Below are 17,475 nucleotides of genomic sequence, written 5' to 3'. Positions count from 1 at the left end.
GTGTTTAGAAAACGGATTTTGAAAATGTCAATTCATTCGCAATTGGAATGGATTATTATAATCGATAATTGGAAGTTCTCATATTGCGTGTCACTACGCCTGCTAACACACGCTACAAGCAATTTGGGTATTTGGCTCAATTTGAAGTTGGTTTTGTATCAGAAAGATTTGGCTAATCCGAAAATAGGGTTTAATTTAGTCCCAAACTGCTTTTAGCGCGGGAACGTCAGGCTGTGAAAAAACCTCTTTTTCACACAAAAATCTTCAAAATTCACGATGCTACCAGTCAAATAAAGCCTTTTTAGAAGGCTCTTTTTTTTAGGCAACTAAGTTGAAATCTCTAAAAATGAAAGCGGATTTAAGCGCTATATATTCCTTTTTTAGCCAAAACAAGACTTTTGCCTTGTAGGGTGAGTTCCATTTTTGGAGTTTGGTAATGAGTTCTGGAACGCCAAGAATATTGATGCTGCGCTTGATGTTGTACACAAGCATAATTAGGCTGTGTTCGCCATTTACTTTTTCGAGTCCCGTTAAATTGGTGTGATTGTAACCCCATTGCCGCTTAATGGTGCCAAAAATGTGTTCGTTGATCTCTTGGCGTTTGCGGTACAACTGAGCATTTGCATGATAGCGTTGGTTATTTTCTTCTACCGCTTCGGCGTATTGGCTGCGGTCTATATTACGTCCCTCCTTTCGGCTTGTGCATAAGTGCTGTACTGGACAAGTTCTGCATTTAGAAGTTCTGTATCTTTTAAAGGTATAACTCTCTTTGTCGGTTTTCTTATGCCAGTGTCCTGTGGTGGTAAGGGTTTGGCCTTGTGGACAAGTGTAGGTATCGTTGATTGCGTTGTATTGAAACTTAGAAATCAAATAGTCTTCTGCTATTTTTTCTTGGTTTTTACCTTGTTCGGGTTGGGCTACGATGGTAGTAATATTGGCTTGTTTGCAGATGTCTATTTGCTTACCGTTATGATAGCCTTTATCTACAAGGGCGGTATAAGTTTCTAGTTCTAGATTCTCCTTGGCTTCGATAGCAATGGCGGATAAGGCACTGCGGTCATTCTTGTTGATAGTGTGCGTGGCAACCACTAGATTGTGTTTGGCATCTACAGCCGCCTGTATATTGAATGAAATTTCAACCACTTGTCCTTGAACCAATAAGGCTCTGGCATCACTATCGGTAGTGCTTATTTGAGGCTCGCCGCTTACTTTTAGCTTTTCTTCCAGCAATTCATAACGGACTGTATTCTGTTGCAAACGCTCTATCTTTTGTTGAATGTTTTTGATTTCTGTAGAATTCTCTTTGGTATCATTTTCCTCCAAAGCATTTAAATATTCTTGAGTTTTGGTGTCAATATATTCCAGATGTTTGTCTATTTTCTTTTGATTAAAATTGGCTTTCTTGCTATTATGTGCCCGGCTTTTGGTACCGTCAATAGCAATGGTTTCTCCCCCTATCAAATCAGCGTCTTTCAAAAAGACAACATAGAGTTTGAATAAGTTCTTTAATGCTACTGGATTGTTCTTTCTAAAATCGGATATACTGTGATAATTAGGAACAATAGATTCTAAGAGCCACTGCATTTCAATGTTTCTAAAGCATTCTTTTTCAAGTTTACGACTACTTCTTAATCCATTAAGGTAGCCGTATAAATAGATTTTTAGAAACATTTTACTGTCATAACTCGGACGGCCTTCACCTTTTATGGTTTGTATGGCAAAACCAAGTTTGGCAAGGTCTACAAAGGTCACAAATGCATCTATAAAACGTACTTGATTATCGGGTGCGATAGCGTCTTCTAAACTTGAAATACGCATCTGATGACGGGAAATTCCTGAGATATGTTGCATTCTTAAAAATACGAAAATTCCTGTTTTGACACAACTTTTTTGCTATATTTGTTCGTAAGCAAACGGAGGTTTTTTCACAGACTGACGTTAGTGGCAATTTTGCCGCAGAAACAACAAACATAAATGATATATAGAATTGATTCTCATAATACCAGTATTTTAACAAGGGAAGAACTAACTGTCGCTCAATGGGTAGAAAAATTTGACCAATTTATCTGTTTTAGTGCATTCATTGATGACAGTAAACTTGTCGACTCATTAAAATTTGAATTTAATTTAATTGACAAACAAGTCACTGAAATAGAAACTTTTTTAAAAAACGAAAAAGCTAGAACTTTAAGAATTCGTTGTTCAAAATATGAACACTTTAAAATTGAAAAGGTTTATCTTGACATTAAAAACAATCAAGGCAAGTTAATTTATTGGAAGGATTGGGACTATATTTTTCAAAAAATAGACAATGACTATTTTTTGTGGTGTTTTTTAGGAGGCATTGCTGATATACAACGAGAAATCAAATTAAGTGATGAACATATCAAAAAATATAACGAAATTGGAATAGCCCAAATAGACTATTTGATAGACAATATTAAAAAGTTAAATGATTCAATTGAATATAAAAATGCAATTAATGAAAATCGGCGAATAATATAAAGTCGAGTAGGTAAAGGGGAATCTCACCCCTAAACCTCTCACAGAACCGTACGTGAACCTCTCGATTCATACGGCTCTTCTTAATTCAAGTCTTTTAAGGTCTGAAGCCTTCGTATTGCCAATGTTCAAACAGGTTTGGAAAGTCTCTTGATAACTTTTGAAGATATTTATACCCTACGTACCAAGGTTTCCTTCTGAAACGACGGTATTTGTTTCGTATCCATTTGGTCAGGCGAAGATGCAGAACCTTGAAAAGTTTCCGCATTTCGCTCATTCGGAACTTGCCATAGTAATTTATCCAGCCTCGGAGTTTGAGCCTTAGTAGTTCCGCAATTTTACTTATCGGAAATTGAACCCATCGATGAAAATTCATTTCTTGGAGTTCTTTGACTATTCTGCTCCTACTCTTTTGGCTCATTGCAGGCGAAAATCCTAATCTGATTTTCCCCCGTTCTTTCACTACTCGTGGCCTAAAGGTGTAACCTAAGAAGTCGAACTTTTGATACCTTACCTTAAATGGTGGTTGGCGTTTTTGATTGCTTCGGCAATAGACGATTTTCGACTTTTCTTGGTTTAATTCCAATTTGCAATCTCGCAATCGCTCTTTTATTGCCTGCATCAATCCCAACGCTTGCTTGATGCTTTTGCAATGTAGCACAATATCATCTGCATACCTTTGGAAAGGTGTAGTGGGACTTGTTTGGGTTATCCATTTATCAAACACTATATCCATAAAGATATTGGCAAGTACAGGACTGATTACTCCGCCTTGTGGCGTGCCTTTTCCCTCTGGGTGTTTGATGGTTCCGTCTCCTAGCTGAACTGGTGCATTGAGCCAGCGTTTTACATACATCAAAATACGTTTCTCTTGCGTGTAAAACTGTACTGCTTTTAGCAATAATTCGTGGTCAATGTTATCGAAAAACCCTTTGATGTCCAAATCAATTACCCAACTGTATTTCATACTGTTGATACGGCATTGCTCTAGGGCATCGTGTGCCGATTTATTTGGTCTATAACCAAAACTGCTCGGATGGAAGTGTTTCTCTACTATTTGCTCCAATTCGGTAGCAATTACCTGTTGGGCAACTCTATCGACTATGGTAGGAATACCCAATGGACGCATTTTTCCATCGCTTTTGGGTATCAAAACTTGTCTGACGGCTTTGGGATAGTAACTCCCACTTGCCATTCTATTCCACATTGGGTACAGATATTTGCGAGTGTTTTTGGTTACTGCTTCGATGGTTACTCCATCTACTCCACTAGCCCCTTTGTTGGCTTTTACTCTCTTAAAAGCTTCTTGTACCTGCAACTTACTTATCGGTTGCGACTTGGGTTGTTCATTAAAAATCATCCTTAAATTGCTTTAAGTTGTTATACAATAAATCAACTAATTAAGTGAAGTCCTTCGCTCGCAGGGTCATTACTCCTACTCTCTTGGATATTTTCGCTACTACGACTTCATCCGTCCCAAGAACTAAACATTGCTACTTTCTGCCTTTTCCGCTCTGGGATTTTTGACATTTTTGCTTGTCATTTTAGTCTTGGTTCTCCTGTTCCCTACTAGAGCCTGGTTATAGTTCTTGCCCTCTTTATGCCGTGTGCCATGTAGCCAGTAATCAGGTTTTCCGCTACACTCTGTCTCGCTGGGTCGCTGACCCCATAGATTTTGACACAGTAAAAGTTATTTTCGACACCTCAATAAGGGTTTGCTTGCGCTCAACTCCTATAACCGCACCATACAGCTACTCAACATACAAACGTTGGCACTGCTTTGACCTTGACGCTCAATACCAAATTCTCTTTAAATCAGCACCTCAAGGCGGTTTGAAAACAACTCCTGAAAGTCCTATCCGATAGTCCAATTCTTTACTTGTAATCCTTTGTGAGACCTCCACGCTTCTTGGCGTGGCTCGTTTCTGAACACTCATAAAGCCTATCATCTCTAATAAAGTTATGTTGCCTTTTCAAAGAACTTTTATATCTTCGTATCCTAAGGCAACGCAGGACACACAGCAGCCTATAACACACGCTACAAGCAAGCTGGGCAATTGGTTTAATTTGAAAATAGTTTGTATTTGGGATGATTTGGCAAATCCGAAAATAGGGCTTAATTTAGTCCCAAACCCCCTGTAGTGCCAGAACGTCAGCGATTATTATTCCGTTGAAATCGAGTAATTTACGTTAATAAGAATGAAAAAATGGAAACTAATCTGCTCCTACTCTGCCGACAAAAATCGAACGGAATTGATTGCGGATTTTCGAAGTCGAATTTCAAAGCGGATTTTCGAAGTCGAGTTTCAAAATGGAATTTGAAAGTCTATTTTTTTTGCGGAATTTTTTTGTCGATTTTTTTTGTCGATTTTTTTTGAGGTTTAAGAGGAATTTTATGCTCCTGATTTTTGGATTGCTTGAAAGTGTTTTCGGGACGGATTTTGAAAGTGGATAAACTTCCGCAATTGGAATGGATTATTGGAATCGATAATCAGAGGTGCTTAACTAGTGTGTCACAACAATCGCTAACACACGCTACAAGCAATTTGGGTATTTGGCTTACTTTGAAGTTGGTTTTGTATCAGAAAGATTTGGCTAATCCGAAAATAGGGCTTAATTTAGTCCCAAACTGCTTTTAGCGCGGGGACGTTGTAGGATATACGTCCAAAAAACCGCAAAAACCATCGAATCTTTTTAGAATTAGATTATATTGATTAATTTAGCTGAATGGATAAAGATGCAGAAATAGGTTTAGATTTTATAATTGATAAACTAACAAACTCAATTGAAAACGTGATTACTGGAGACAGTTTTCAGACTGAAATTTCCATTCTTCAAAACTCTGATTTAAAATCTGTAACAAAGAAAAATGGTTGGCTTTTTAATTGGAGCGAAGAATATAAAAATCCCGTTAGAGATATTTATAAACTTACAATTTCGGGAAACTCTAAAATCATTCAAGGTCTTGTCAGTTTAGAAGTCAAATCTGACCACGTTTATATGCATCTTGTTGAAAATGCTCCATTCAATAAAGGACAAACAAAAGTTTACGCTGGTGTAGCTGGAAATTTAGTTGCATATGCTTGTAAGTTATCATTTCAGCGTGGACACGATGGAAATGTTTCTTTTCTTTCTAAATCACAATTAGTTGAACATTACGAAAAAACATTAGGAGCATTTCATTTTGGTGGTAGAATTATGATAATTGAAACAAAATCAGCACTGAAATTAATCAATAAATATTTTCAAAATAAATAATTATGAAAACTAAAAAATTAGATTTAGAAATTGATACTATTGGAGGATTAAGTTCTTTAACATTGTCCGAAGAAAAAGCTTTGAGTGACTTCTTTAAAAAGAAAAAATCAACAAAAAAGGCAACGGATAAAAAGAAACTTAATACCTAAAAATGTACATCCTACAACACACGCTACAAGCAATTTAGGGATTTGGCTTAATGGAAAAATTGGTTTGTATTTGAAAGATTTGGCAAATCCGAAAGATAATGCTGATTTAACCCCAAACTGCTTGTAGCGCGGGGACGTCAGGCTGTGAAAAAACCTCTTTTTCACACAAAAATCTTCAAAATTCACGATGCTACCAGTCAAATAAAGCCTTTTTAGAAGGCTCTTTTTTTTAGGCAACTAAGTTGAAATCTCTAAAAATGAAAGCGGATTTAAGCGCTATATATTCCTTTTTTAGCCAAAACAAGACTTTTGCCTTGTAGGGTGAGTTCCATTTTTGGAGTTTGGTAATGAGTTCTGGAACGCCAAGAATATTGATGCTGCGCTTGATGTTGTACACAAGCATAATTAGGCTGTGTTCGCCATTTACTTTTTCGAGTCCCGTTAAATTGGTGTGATTGTAACCCCATTGCCGCTTAATGGTGCCAAAAATGTGTTCGTTGATCTCTTGGCGTTTGCGGTACAACTGAGCATTTGCATGATAGCGTTGGTTATTTTCTTCTACCGCTTCGGCATATTGGCTGCGGTCTATATTACGTCCCTCCTTTCGGCTTGTGCATAAGTGCTGTACTGGACAAGTTCTGCATTTAGAAGTTCTGTATCTTTTAAAGGTATAACTCTCTTTGTCGGTTTTCTTATGCCAGTGTCCTGTGGTGGTAAGGGTTTGGCCTTGTGGACAAGTGTAGGTATCGTTGATTGCGTTGTATTGAAACTTAGAAATTAAATAGTCTTCTGCTATTTTTTCTTGGTTTTTACCTTGTTCGGGTTGGGCTACGATGGTAGTAATATTGGCTTGTTTGCAGATGTCTATTTGCTTACCGTTATGATAGCCTTTATCTACAAGGGCGGTATAAGTTTCTAGTTCTAGATTCTCCTTGGCTTCGATAGCAATGGCGGATAAGGCACTGCGGTCATTCTTGTTGATAGTGTGCGTGGCAACCACTAGATTGTGTTTGGCATCTACAGCCGCCTGTATATTGAATGAAATTTCAACCACTTGTCCTTGAACCAATAAGGCTCTGGCATCACTATCGGTAGTGCTTATTTGAGGCTCGCCGCTTACTTTTAGCTTTTCTTCCAGCAATTCATAACGGACTGTATTCTGTTGCAAACGCTCTATCTTTTGTTGAATGTTTTTGATTTCTGTAGAATTCTCTTTGGTATCATTTTCCTCCAAAGCATTTAAATATTCTTGAGTTTTGGTGTCAATATATTCCAGATGTTTGTCTATTTTCTTTTGATTAAAATTGGCTTTCTTGCTATTATGTGCCCGGCTTTTGGTACCGTCAATAGCAATGGTTTCTCCCCCTATCAAATCAGCGTCTTTCAAAAAGACAACATAGAGTTTGAATAAGTTCTTTAATGCTACTGGATTGTTCTTTCTAAAATCGGATATACTGTGATAATTAGGAACAATAGATTCTAAGAGCCACTGCATTTCAATGTTTCTAAAGCATTCTTTTTCAAGTTTACGACTACTTCTTAATCCATTAAGGTAGCCGTATAAATAGATTTTTAGAAACATTTTACTGTCATAACTCGGACGGCCTTCACCTTTTATGGTTTGTATGGCAAAACCAAGTTTGGCAAGGTCTACAAAGGTCACAAATGCATCTATAAAACGTACTTGATTATCGGGTGCGATAGCGTCTTCTAAACTTGAAATACGCATCTGATGACGGGAAATTCCTGAGATATGTTGCATTCTTAAAAATACGAAAATTCCTGTTTTGACACAACTTTTTTGCTATATTTGTTCGTAAGCAAACGGAGGTTTTTTCACAGACTGACGTTGGCGGTAATACAAACTTTTGAAACGTATAAAAAATTTACAAATAAAATTATAAATGTATCAATTTGGACAATTTACTGGTAAAATAGTTTTAATCCTTTTTTTAATTCTTGTAATTTCTGCATTAGGCATTAGGAATAAAAAAAGTCTACCTCTAATTTTATTATTCATTTTTGGGTGGACTTTATATGTTTTACCTATGGAATTAAGGCCTTTTTTTAAGGGGAATTCTACTGTATTATTTTGGTTTGGTATAATACCTAGTTTTGGGTGCGCATTTGCTTTACCTATATTTTGTCTGAGAAATAAGAGCCTTAATTATATTGAGTCAAAACGTAAACTATTGATTTATAGTTTCTATACCTTTGGACTACTTTTGGCATATGAATTATTAGAACTTATTAAGGGTTTAGGAACATTTGACTGGCTTGATTTAATGATGACTATACTCGGTATTGTTACTTTGAATATAATATTCCAGAATTTAAAATCCCCAGCTCTACGAAGTCTCCCGACTTCGTACATTTTTTAAAAGTTCTTGAAAGCCTTAAACATGTCAAAAGTCTCCCGACTTTTAACGAATAGACCTTTGCAACAGCATATTTTTTTTTAAAATCATCATAAAGAGAACAAAACCATTATTATGTAGTTATATCTTAATTTCGAAATACAAAATCTAAAGCATTTTTAATAATAAAGGTATTCACGGTAAAAGTCAGGAGACTTTTAGTAGATTTACATTTTACAAGAACATTTAAAAAAGTTCGAAGTCGGGAGACTTCGAAGAGCTGAGGTCATAATATTAAAAATGACGTTATTCGCAGAAGATACAAGAATGGGATAAAAAACTTATTTGAAATTTATCTTTCAATTGTTGACGAAGTTATGATTTTTGACAATTCAGCGGGAAAACCTGAATTAATAGCGGAAAAAACATTGGAATCAGAAGTGAATATTTTGAATGAAATTAAATTCAATAAACTAAAAAATTACTATAATGAAAACTCATAAAAGAACACAAAACCAAACTAAAATATTGGAAGGAATGGACAAAGTTTATGAAAAATTAATTGAGTTCAAAAAGAAAATGAATAGTGATTTGATTATATTGAAAGATAATCAAATCATACGAATTAAACCATAAAGAAAGCACTATTGCCAACACACGCTACAAGCAATTTGGGTATTAGGTTTAATTTGAAAATGGTTTGTATTTGGAAGATTTGGCAAGTCCGAAAATAGGGCTTAATTTAGTCCCAAACCGCTTGTAGCGCGGGAACGTTAGGCGTAAGCAAAAGACACACTAAGAACATACGACAAATAAGAGATGTCAGAATTTACAAAATATGTGAACAAAGTTTCTCAGCTTTCAAAAGAAGCCGAAGAAGACCTTTTGCCCAGACTGAAATCAAAGTCTTTTAGAAAAGGACAAGTCATAAACACAGAAGGACAAATTTGTAAAAATCTATTCTTTATTGACAAAGGTTTGGTAAAGCATTACTATCATCATAAAGACAGAGTTTTTATTCTACGGTTTTTTTTAGAGACTAATTTCTTTACGGTTCTAGACAGTTTTGCTAATCAAACACCATCGCAATTCAATACAATTGCTTTGGAGGACACTGAAACCAGCACTATTGATTATGCTGATTTTGACGAATTGTGTAGAAAACATCATTCATTTGAAACCTTTTCGAGAAAACTATTTACAATGGCAGCCGTTGTAAATTTAAAGCGTATTAAAGAAATGTTTGACGCAGATGCAACAGAACTTTATAAAGAGTTTATAAATGAAAACCATCATTTATTGCAGAGGATAAGTTTGGGAGAGACCGCAAGTTATTTAGGGATTTCACAAGTAACTTTAAGCAGAATAAGATCTAAGAAATGATTTTTTAACTTAGGTAAAAAAGTATTCAGTTTTATAGTTGCAATTTTGTACCATTGATTAATTAAAATTTAATAAAAATGGACAATAGCAAAATAGAAAATCAAAAAAGACTTAACAATGCAATTAAAATCGGGTCAATAGCATATGTTATTTGGGGTGTTCTACACATTTATGTAGGTTTCATAGGTGTTAGCCAATACATTACCGACCCAAATAAAGGTTTATGGAGTGCATTACTTGGTGGAGACAAAATGCCAGCTGACAAATTCCAATTTGCCACAGACCCGATGACACTTAAAGTAACTGCAAACTTTATTTTGAATTTTTGTTTAGACGTTGCTGGTTATGGAATGCTAGGTATTTTATTAGGTGTAATGTTATGGAAAAACAGCAAACCTTGGCTAGCATATTTTATAGGATTTTTCATTATAGGATTAGCCGATTTGTCATTTTTGTTTCTACAGGTAACACCAGGACATATTAAGGGTGACTGGGGTACTTATGGCGGACCAATCTTATGGTTTATTGCAATTGTTGCTTTACCTTTTGGTTTACCAAAGTTTAAATTGAAAGAACTTTTTTAATTAAGCAGGCGACTGAATAGAATTGCCTACGCCTAACAGCTAGGGTTTCGTTGCGTGCGCAGCTCTACGAAGTCTCCCGACTTCGTACATTTTTTAAAAGTTCTTGAAAGCCTTAAACATGTCAAAAGTCTCCCGACTTTTAACGAATAGACCTTTGCAACAGCATATTTTTTTTAAAATCATCATAAAAAGAACAAAACCATTATTATGTAATTATATCTTAATTTCGAAATACAAACTCTAAAGCATTTTTAATAACAAAGGTATTCACGGTAAAAGTCAGGAGACTTTTAGTAGATTTACATTTTACAAGAACATTTAAAAAAGTTCGAAATCGGGAGACTTCGAATCTGGGTAATCTGGTTATCTACGGACAACTTTAAAAGCCAAATTACGACCGTGACCTTGCATTATTGCTAAATTTATCCACGACAATGCGAATTTTTCTAAAAGTTCTACTTTGTCGGACTTGCCAAAATCTATGCAAGAACCAAATCCTGCATCAGTTGATAATTGTAAAGCAACAGATTTTGCACTTTCTCTTTCACCTGCCATAAACATATCAATGGCTTCGCCATTGTAAATGGGATTTAACATATTTTCAAAACCTGTGGTATTGAAACATTTTACTATTTCTGCATTGGTTTTGTCTGCCAAAGCGTGATAAACAGTTTTATAAGGTTCAGGACTTTTCACAACTGAATTTGTAGCATCAATAATTGTTTTGCCTGAAACATCGCCCATTTGTTCTAGAATTTCAAAAATGGCAGTTGGTGGTGTGGCTATCAAAATTACATCTGATTTTGCAACGGCTTCATTTATTGAAAAAATAGTTGTGTTCTGATTTTTCATTAACTCAACGCCTTTAAAATTATTCACATCTTGCACACCTAAATTTATGGTATGTCCTTTTTTTGACCAATTGGTCGCTAATGCACCGCCTACGTTTCCAGTGCCAATAATTGCTATTTTCATTTTTTTCTTTTTAGTAAATAATTTCTAGTTCAAATTGTTCTATATTTTGCAAATAAAGTTTCCAATATTGTTCAGCTATTGCTTTTGGGCTATACTTTTCATCGTTGGGATTCACAAAACCACAAACGGTTAATTGAGCGATATGAACATTAGTTCCAGTTGCTTTTTTCTGAAATGCTTGAACTAAATTTCTTAAAGCTGCTTTTCCAACACTCAATGATGTTAATTGATCGTCTCCACTCAAAGCGAAACCACCATTGGTAACAAAAAGGTTCCCTTTATTTTCTTTGATACAGAAAGGCAAAACCATTTTCATTAGATTAAAGTAACCACCAACATTAACATCCATTTGTTCTCTGATAGTTTCCCATTTTTGGTCTAAAATATCCATTCCAGAAAATGCCACGGCATTGTATAAAATAACTTCTGCATGACCTTCTTTTTCTTTGATGGATAGTAGCGCACTTTTCAAACTATCTTGATTAGCTACATCTGCAACAGCATAAGTAGCATCTATTCCATTTTTAGCCAAGTCCATAACTTGCTCTTGTAGTTTGCTTTCTGTTCTCGAAATGAGAGCAATCTTGAAATTTTCTTTACCAAACTTATCAGCAACACCTTGACTTATTCCAGGTCCTGCTCCTATAATTGTAATTAATTTTTTCATACTTAAAATTTTTATGAATTAATATTTTTGTGAAACTTATAGGGGCTATTAAAAGAAATGTACACACACATTAAATAAAAAAAGGTCGAAAAAACCAATAAAACCAATACTTCACACCAAAAAAGGTCGAAAACTGGAATAATTTAAAATGTGCATTTAGCTACTATTAAGTACCGTTTTACTACCATTGAAATAGCGATTAATTACCCATATAAGCTACTAACTACCACCTACGCCTATAAATATACATAAAACTACTATTTACAAGCCTTAACGACCTTGTTTTAATGAAAAGCTTGCCTATTATGGCAGGCTTTTTTTATGCCCAAACCCCAAACTTGCCCAAAAACGTTATTTAGGTAAAAAACTCTATACATGGACAAATAGATGGACAAATAGGTGGACAAAAAACACCAAAATAATAACCCGAAACTATACCGAAACTACACAAAAAAGGTGTTTAGTACTTAAAAACACTTTGAGTTAGGGGGTGTAAATACATGAAAAACACATAAATATAAATGTTAAATCCTTGATTAATTGAGGTTTTATGTTCGTTTTATGGGCTTGCCAGCATGAATAACAGTACTACTTTGGTTTCGCTTCACATTTCCTAGCACCTGATAGAGTCTTTTTACATCATCAATATGGACATCAAAGGGTTCGTGGATTAAACGCCCGGAACTCTCATATTTTTCCTCATTAACGGAACATGCTAGCCAGTTTTGTGGCAGATCACTTTTTTGGAGTCTCTTAATAACTCTGTACTCTGTTGTTTCTATTAGATAGTCTTGACCATACACAACTAACCTTTTATTTTGAACCTCTCGCAATGCTGCAATACTTCCTGACTTGTATTCCGGATACATACTATCTCCATGTACGCGCATTGCTGCGGTAGCATCACGAAACCAGTCCCCCGCATCAATCATTTCTACAGATTCATGAGTTGGGTCAAGCATAGCCGTTTCTAGGGTTCCTGCTGTGGCCACACCATCATATAATGGGATTAGTTTTTTCTCTTCACGAGTATGATTTATAGAAGGTTCACTAAAAGCATTCAATTTTTCTTTTAGCATGGATCCTGTACCTGTTAGAAGCCAATCTAAATTCAAATCTGAAATTTCCGATAATATATTTTCGATTGTTTTTGAATTCACAGGTGTTTCACTTGCTTTTCCTCTGAAATTAGCAGACGTAACACCTATTTTTTTGTAAAATTCTTCCTTGGCAATCCCTTTATATTCAAGTAATTGAATAATTCTTTTTTTTATCATCGCAAATATATTATCGGTTATTTGTTTTATAGAAAATATATTTTCTATATTTGTAAAACAAAATACAAAATACAAGTTTTAAAAAACACTTTCAAAACATAGTATAAAAAGCAAAGATATGAAAATAAGAATCCATCCAGAATTTAAAACCCAAATGGCAACGGAATTTAAAACCAGTAAGCAAAATGTGAAAATGGCACTTGACTATTACAATAATTCAGAGTTAGCAAAAAAAATAAGGCTAAGAGCTAAAGAGCTTTTGTTGCAAGAAGCGGAAGGAATAGTAATAGAGGATTAATCTAAATAATAACGGCATACCCTACCAATGAAATTACCGAAACTAAAAACGAGACTATGCAAACCACTTCACAAATTGAGAGAAGCTTATTCTGTTTTGAAAAAACGGGTTTGTAGTTTTCTTTATTCTGACGGATTTGTTCTTGCACCGATTCCACAAGATCCTTGCCCATCCTGCGGTGCTGAACTAGCACAATGTATAGGGCTGATGTCCCAAAAAGGATGGACAATAATAGGGACAGTAGTAAAGCATAAAAAAGGAGGTTGTTGTGATATGGTGGTTTCTCTAAAGACACAAGTATTGCAAGCAAAGCACTCGCAACGGTAACTATATGTTTTAGAAAATCCATTAACAAGTCACGAATAGTTTCTTTTAGTTGGACAATTTGCTCAATAGATGAATTAATACTCATATCACTATAATTTTTAAAGGTTAGATGTTTCAAATATAGTGATTACTCCCGAGTGGCACACTCCTAGTTTCGAGTACTGGGCGGGAACAAAAAAAGACCATTTAAACCCTGTTTAAATTATGTACGAACACCATAATAACCTACTATCCATCCCTGCTAAACTTCTTTATGAGGACTGGGGATTGGTTACTTACAAAAACTATCTAAAATTATGCACCCGAGGAAAATTAGTCCGTACCAAAGAAGGACGTGGACCAGGTAATGAACCGTTTGTAAGTTTTCACGATTTACCAGTGCATCAAGGTGTTGATTTTAAAAAACTGTGCATTGAAGCTTTAGGTGAACCCAAGGAGGTTGTGGTTCGCAATAAATTAGAAAACTACATTATTCCAGACGTCAAAGCAATACGATTTTTCGCAGAACACCGCAAACCTTGTGGAAAACCTATATCACTTGAAGATCAAAGAATAAAAGCAACCAATGCCATCATTTTAAATGCCATTCGAATAGTACTTAATGATCGTTTAACAAAGTCTAAAACATTCGGGCGAAAACCAACTGAGATTTGGAAAAATATTAGTGATGCCGTTAATGCTATCAATCCAAAAAAATGGAACTTCTCTCTACCTGGAAACCCTAGACGATTAAAAGCCAAATATGAGGAGTATTTAAAAAATGGCTACGAAGTTCTTCTTCACAAAGGTGAAGGACAAAAGAATGCTCAGAAAATCAAAGATGATATTGCCGATTTTATACTTGCTAAATATTGCTTACCAAACAAAATGTCTATCCCTGAAGTATTGCAGGATTATGATAGGGAAGCTGTCAAACGCAACTGGGACACTTTGACCGAAGCAGCTATTTATAACTGGCTTTATGAACCCGAGAGAGAACGCATCTGGACACTAGCGCGCCACGGAATATCTGCCTACAACAAAAAGTACAAACACACTATCACTAGAGATAGAAGCGACTGGTTTCCTAACGCATACTGGGCGATTGACGGCACAAAACTTGACTGGATTCACTACTGGGATGAAAGCTCTAATAAAATGGGCGCAAAGCTTAAAATTGACGTGATGTTTGATGTCTATTCCGAAAAAATAATAGGTTGGGACTTATCCTTTACCGAAAGTCATATAGAGCATTTCAAAGCGGTTAAAATGGCGGTTAATGAGGCACAATGTCGCCCTTATTACCTCACTTATGACAATCAGGGAGGTCATAAAATGGATAGAATGCAATCGCTTTACGATTCACTTATGGCACTCGAAGGTGGCATACATCATCCTAATAAAGCCAAAAATCACGGTAATCCTGCCGAAAATTTATTTCAAAGAATACAACAGCAAGTTATAACCAAATTTTGGTTTTCAGACGGTCAAGGTGTGACCGTTAGACGTGACGACAATAAGATGAACACCGATTTCATTCTTGAAAATAAAGATCATTTGAAAACAGTTGACGAATTACAAAAAGCGTGGTTAGCAGCTGTCAATATTTGGAACGATAACAAACATCCACATTTTAAAATGAGCCGTAGCGAAGTCTATCAGCATGAAATGCCAATGAAAGAACCTCTTACGCTTTGGGATATAATGGATAAGATGTGGATTGAAGAAACCAAGAAACTAGTAACCTACAAAGGTTCTGGAATGAATCTAAACATTGGCGGTGTCGATTATGAATTTGAAGTTTACAATAAAAAAGGCAAAGTCGATAGTGATTTTAGGTACAAAAACATCGGTAAGAAATTTAAAGTACGGTATGATCCCGATTTTCTGGACGGATATGTCCAACTCTACTCCAAAGACGAAAAAGACAATTATGTATGGGTAGCCAATGCAGAACCGAAACGCAAACATCAAAACATACCCGCTTTAATGAAAGAAGGCGACAAAGAAAGATGGCTTGCCGATATGCAAGTTCGAAAATTAGAATTAGAACAAACGCAACGAGAATTAAAAGCACTCGAAGATCGTACAGGCATCAATAGACAATCGCTAATAGAAGACACCGATTTGCTTATAAAAATGGGTGGCAATATGACCAAAGTAGAGCAATTAATAACCGAAGCAGTAGATAACGAATACGATTTTTAACCTAACCAACACCAGCAATGACAACAGAACAAAAACACCAAATTACAAAAGAGATAAAACACCTATGCGCTTTGACATCTCAAAACAAAGTAGCGACGAAAGCAGGTGTATCATCGGCTACCATTAGCCAAATGATAAACGAGAATTGGGGATTAATAAAAGATGAAATGTGGCGTAAAGTAAAAGTGAAGCTTCGCATTGAGTTGGATTGGAAAACCGCCCAAACCACCAATCTAGAATATATCTATCGCCACGCCGAAAAGGCAAAAGAAAAGTCTATCAGCTTCGGAATATCCTACGATGCAGGAGCGGGCAAAAGCCAAACCTACAAGTTAATCGCAAGCACATTACCCAATGTTATTTATATCGAATGTAAAACATTTTGGAAATCAAAAAGCTACGCAAAAGCACTCGTTACAGCTTGTGGATTAGATGATTTTGGCACAACCGAAGATTTAGTAGAGCGGTTTATTGACCACTTAAGCGGTTTAGACAAACCACTAGTAATCATTGACCAAATGGATAAGCTAAAGGATGGTTCGATGGATTTCTTTATAGACTTCTACAATGATTTAGTAGGGCATTGTGGTTTTTTATTATCTGGAGTTCCTGCACTCGAAAAAAGAATCAAACGAGGTGTAAAAGCAGATCGCTCTGGGTACTTCGAGTTGTGGTCTAGAATTGGCAGAAAGTTTTTGAAACTAAAACCACTCACACTAGCCGATGTAAACGCTGTTTGTGTAGAAAACGGCTTAACAGACCTCGATAGAATAGAAACTATTTTCGGCAATTGCGAAGGTGATTTAAGAAGGGTCAAGCAAGATGTAGAGAGTTATTACCTAAATCAAAAAAAGGTAGCATAAAATGATAAAAGTCCCCAGAGCATACAGTTACGAAGATATTGAAAGAATAAAATTTAAAACCATAAAAATAGACGAAGAATGGAAGGAACATTTAGGCGAACCGCAGTTGGGCAATAGTCATTGGTTAGTATATGGCGGTTCGGGACAAGGAAAAACATCTTATGTGTTGCAAGTGGTCAAACAGATATGTGTGAACTCTCAAAAAGTACACTACAATACTTCGGAGGAGGGTATGAAAAAAGGGTTTAAAATGGCTTTGAAACGAAACAATATGAAAGGAGTTACAGGTTTCAATTACCATCAGGAAAATATAGTTCAGTTAACGGCAAGGTTAAGCCGACAGCGACAACCAAAGATAGTAGTAATTGATTCGGTTCAATATTTTTTTAGAAAGATGCGAACCGAACATTATTTCGACTTTATCAGCCAGTTCCAAGACACTACATTTATTTGGATTAGTGGAGCTGATGGTAAAAAACCAAAAGGCAAAATTGCCGATGACATTTATTATGATGCAGACATAGTGGTAAATGTGACAGATTATCAAGCTGTAATTGAGAAAAACAGATTTGAGGCCTACGAACCTCGCATAATATGGCAAAAAGGTTACAACGACAGACAAGTTAAACTATTAGAAAAAGGATAAGC

At 35.7% G+C, this 17,475-nt stretch carries 17 protein-coding genes; 10 read left to right on the top strand and 7 right to left on the bottom strand.

The genetic code is table 11. The features are described 5' to 3' along the window. Positions 1-318 precede the first annotated feature (318 nt). Positions 319-1,851: an IS1182 family transposase gene (locus OZP06_RS12010; RefSeq protein ID WP_269222054.1), complete on the bottom strand. Its 1,533-nt coding sequence runs from the start codon at positions 1,849-1,851 to the stop codon at positions 319-321. 123 nt (positions 1,852-1,974) lie between these two features. Between OZP06_RS12010 and OZP06_RS12005 the strand changes: the two genes are divergently transcribed. Continuing rightward, positions 1,975-2,505: a hypothetical protein gene (locus OZP06_RS12005; RefSeq protein ID WP_269222056.1), complete on the top strand. Its 531-nt coding sequence runs from the start codon at positions 1,975-1,977 to the stop codon at positions 2,503-2,505. A gap of 94 nt (positions 2,506-2,599) precedes the next feature. Here the strand turns inward: OZP06_RS12005 and ltrA are convergent, their stop codons facing one another. Beyond that, a complete protein-coding gene (ltrA, locus tag OZP06_RS12000; protein ID WP_269222055.1) occupies positions 2,600-3,820 on the bottom strand; it encodes a group II intron reverse transcriptase/maturase in 1,221 nt (406 codons plus the stop codon). Between the two features lie 1,409 nt (positions 3,821-5,229). On the opposite strand from ltrA, the gene OZP06_RS11995 reads away from it, so the two are divergent. Continuing rightward, positions 5,230-5,760, top strand: a complete 531-nt coding sequence (locus OZP06_RS11995; RefSeq protein WP_064714013.1) for a hypothetical protein — start codon at positions 5,230-5,232, stop codon at positions 5,758-5,760. 2 nt (positions 5,761-5,762) lie between these two features. Then, the gene (locus tag OZP06_RS11990; RefSeq protein ID WP_157490498.1) at positions 5,763-5,909 is read left to right on the top strand and encodes a hypothetical protein; all 147 of its coding nucleotides are present in this window, start codon (positions 5,763-5,765) and stop codon (positions 5,907-5,909) included. 229 nt (positions 5,910-6,138) lie between these two features. Here the strand turns inward: OZP06_RS11990 and OZP06_RS11985 are convergent, their stop codons facing one another. After that, a complete protein-coding gene (locus tag OZP06_RS11985) occupies positions 6,139-7,671 on the bottom strand; it encodes an IS1182 family transposase (RefSeq protein ID WP_269222054.1) in 1,533 nt (510 codons plus the stop codon). 1,084 nt (positions 7,672-8,755) lie between these two features. Between OZP06_RS11985 and OZP06_RS11980 the strand changes: the two genes are divergently transcribed. The 3 genes from OZP06_RS11980 to OZP06_RS11970 all read left to right on the top strand — a co-directional run bounded on the left by OZP06_RS11980 (position 8,756) and on the right by OZP06_RS11970 (position 10,233). Further along, positions 8,756-8,902, top strand: coding sequence for a hypothetical protein (locus tag OZP06_RS11980; protein ID WP_269222053.1), 147 nt, complete (start codon positions 8,756-8,758; stop codon positions 8,900-8,902). A gap of 183 nt (positions 8,903-9,085) precedes the next feature. Beyond that, complete coding sequence (locus OZP06_RS11975) at positions 9,086-9,649, top strand: Crp/Fnr family transcriptional regulator (RefSeq protein WP_269222052.1); 564 nt, start codon at positions 9,086-9,088, stop codon at positions 9,647-9,649. A 77-nt stretch (positions 9,650-9,726) separates the two neighbouring features. Further along, positions 9,727-10,233: a hypothetical protein gene (locus OZP06_RS11970; RefSeq protein ID WP_281237715.1), complete on the top strand. Its 507-nt coding sequence runs from the start codon at positions 9,727-9,729 to the stop codon at positions 10,231-10,233. 363 nt (positions 10,234-10,596) lie between these two features. On the opposite strand, the gene OZP06_RS11965 is transcribed toward OZP06_RS11970, so the two are convergent. The 3 genes from OZP06_RS11965 to OZP06_RS11955 form a co-directional block, all read right to left on the bottom strand. Further along, positions 10,597-11,208, bottom strand: a complete 612-nt coding sequence (locus tag OZP06_RS11965) for an NAD(P)-binding domain-containing protein (protein WP_269222050.1) — start codon at positions 11,206-11,208, stop codon at positions 10,597-10,599. Between the two features lie 10 nt (positions 11,209-11,218). Next, complete coding sequence (locus OZP06_RS11960) at positions 11,219-11,875, bottom strand: SDR family NAD(P)-dependent oxidoreductase (RefSeq protein ID WP_269222049.1); 657 nt, start codon at positions 11,873-11,875, stop codon at positions 11,219-11,221. Between the two features lie 548 nt (positions 11,876-12,423). Beyond that, complete coding sequence (locus OZP06_RS11955) at positions 12,424-13,227, bottom strand: LexA family transcriptional regulator (protein WP_281323759.1); 804 nt, start codon at positions 13,225-13,227, stop codon at positions 12,424-12,426. Between the two features lie 43 nt (positions 13,228-13,270). Between OZP06_RS11955 and OZP06_RS11950 the strand changes: the two genes are divergently transcribed. Beyond that, positions 13,271-13,450 carry a hypothetical protein gene (locus tag OZP06_RS11950; RefSeq protein WP_281323758.1) on the top strand — a complete coding sequence of 60 codons (180 nt, stop codon included), beginning with the start codon at positions 13,271-13,273 and terminating at the stop codon, positions 13,448-13,450. Between the two features lies 1 nt (position 13,451). Here the strand turns inward: OZP06_RS11950 and OZP06_RS11945 are convergent, their stop codons facing one another. After that, positions 13,452-13,862 carry a hypothetical protein gene (locus OZP06_RS11945; RefSeq protein ID WP_269222047.1) on the bottom strand — a complete coding sequence of 137 codons (411 nt, stop codon included), beginning with the start codon at positions 13,860-13,862 and terminating at the stop codon, positions 13,452-13,454. A gap of 119 nt (positions 13,863-13,981) precedes the next feature. Between OZP06_RS11945 and OZP06_RS11940 the strand changes: the two genes are divergently transcribed. The 3 genes from OZP06_RS11940 to OZP06_RS11930 are packed head-to-tail and all read left to right on the top strand — an operon-like array spanning position 13,982 to position 17,473. After that, positions 13,982-15,964, top strand: coding sequence for a hypothetical protein (locus OZP06_RS11940; RefSeq protein WP_269222046.1), 1,983 nt, complete (start codon positions 13,982-13,984; stop codon positions 15,962-15,964). A 17-nt stretch (positions 15,965-15,981) separates the two neighbouring features. Then, positions 15,982-16,827, top strand: coding sequence for an ATP-binding protein (locus OZP06_RS11935; protein ID WP_269222045.1), 846 nt, complete (start codon positions 15,982-15,984; stop codon positions 16,825-16,827). A 1-nt stretch (position 16,828) separates the two neighbouring features. After that, positions 16,829-17,473 carry an ATP-binding protein gene (locus tag OZP06_RS11930; RefSeq protein WP_281323757.1) on the top strand — a complete coding sequence of 215 codons (645 nt, stop codon included), beginning with the start codon at positions 16,829-16,831 and terminating at the stop codon, positions 17,471-17,473. Positions 17,474-17,475: the final 2 nt, after the last annotated feature.

It is taken from the genome of Flavobacterium sp. IMCC34518, assembly GCF_027111095.2.
Taxonomy (GTDB): Bacteria; Bacteroidota; Bacteroidia; order Flavobacteriales; family Flavobacteriaceae; genus Flavobacterium; species Flavobacterium praedii.
The sequence above is the reverse complement of the archived record's forward strand: the minus strand, read 5'-3'. Positions and strand labels throughout refer to the sequence as shown.

Coding starts and splice junctions, on each gene's coding strand:
- OZP06_RS12010 (WP_269222054.1), bottom strand. CDS start 1,851: ATGCAACATATCTCAGGAATTTCCCGTCATCAGATGCGTATTTCAAGT.
- OZP06_RS12005 (WP_269222056.1), top strand. CDS start 1,975: ATGATATATAGAATTGATTCTCATAATACCAGTATTTTAACAAGGGAA.
- OZP06_RS11995 (WP_064714013.1), top strand. CDS start 5,230: ATGGATAAAGATGCAGAAATAGGTTTAGATTTTATAATTGATAAACTA.
- OZP06_RS11990 (WP_157490498.1), top strand. CDS start 5,763: ATGAAAACTAAAAAATTAGATTTAGAAATTGATACTATTGGAGGATTA.
- OZP06_RS11985 (WP_269222054.1), bottom strand. CDS start 7,671: ATGCAACATATCTCAGGAATTTCCCGTCATCAGATGCGTATTTCAAGT.
- OZP06_RS11980 (WP_269222053.1), top strand. CDS start 8,756: ATGAAAACTCATAAAAGAACACAAAACCAAACTAAAATATTGGAAGGA.
- OZP06_RS11975 (WP_269222052.1), top strand. CDS start 9,086: ATGTCAGAATTTACAAAATATGTGAACAAAGTTTCTCAGCTTTCAAAA.
- OZP06_RS11970 (WP_281237715.1), top strand. CDS start 9,727: ATGGACAATAGCAAAATAGAAAATCAAAAAAGACTTAACAATGCAATT.
- OZP06_RS11965 (WP_269222050.1), bottom strand. CDS start 11,208: ATGAAAATAGCAATTATTGGCACTGGAAACGTAGGCGGTGCATTAGCG.
- OZP06_RS11960 (WP_269222049.1), bottom strand. CDS start 11,875: ATGAAAAAATTAATTACAATTATAGGAGCAGGACCTGGAATAAGTCAA.
- OZP06_RS11950 (WP_281323758.1), top strand. CDS start 13,271: ATGAAAATAAGAATCCATCCAGAATTTAAAACCCAAATGGCAACGGAA.
- OZP06_RS11945 (WP_269222047.1), bottom strand. CDS start 13,862: ATGAGTATTAATTCATCTATTGAGCAAATTGTCCAACTAAAAGAAACT.
- OZP06_RS11940 (WP_269222046.1), top strand. CDS start 13,982: ATGTACGAACACCATAATAACCTACTATCCATCCCTGCTAAACTTCTT.
- OZP06_RS11935 (WP_269222045.1), top strand. CDS start 15,982: ATGACAACAGAACAAAAACACCAAATTACAAAAGAGATAAAACACCTA.
- OZP06_RS11930 (WP_281323757.1), top strand. CDS start 16,829: ATGATAAAAGTCCCCAGAGCATACAGTTACGAAGATATTGAAAGAATA.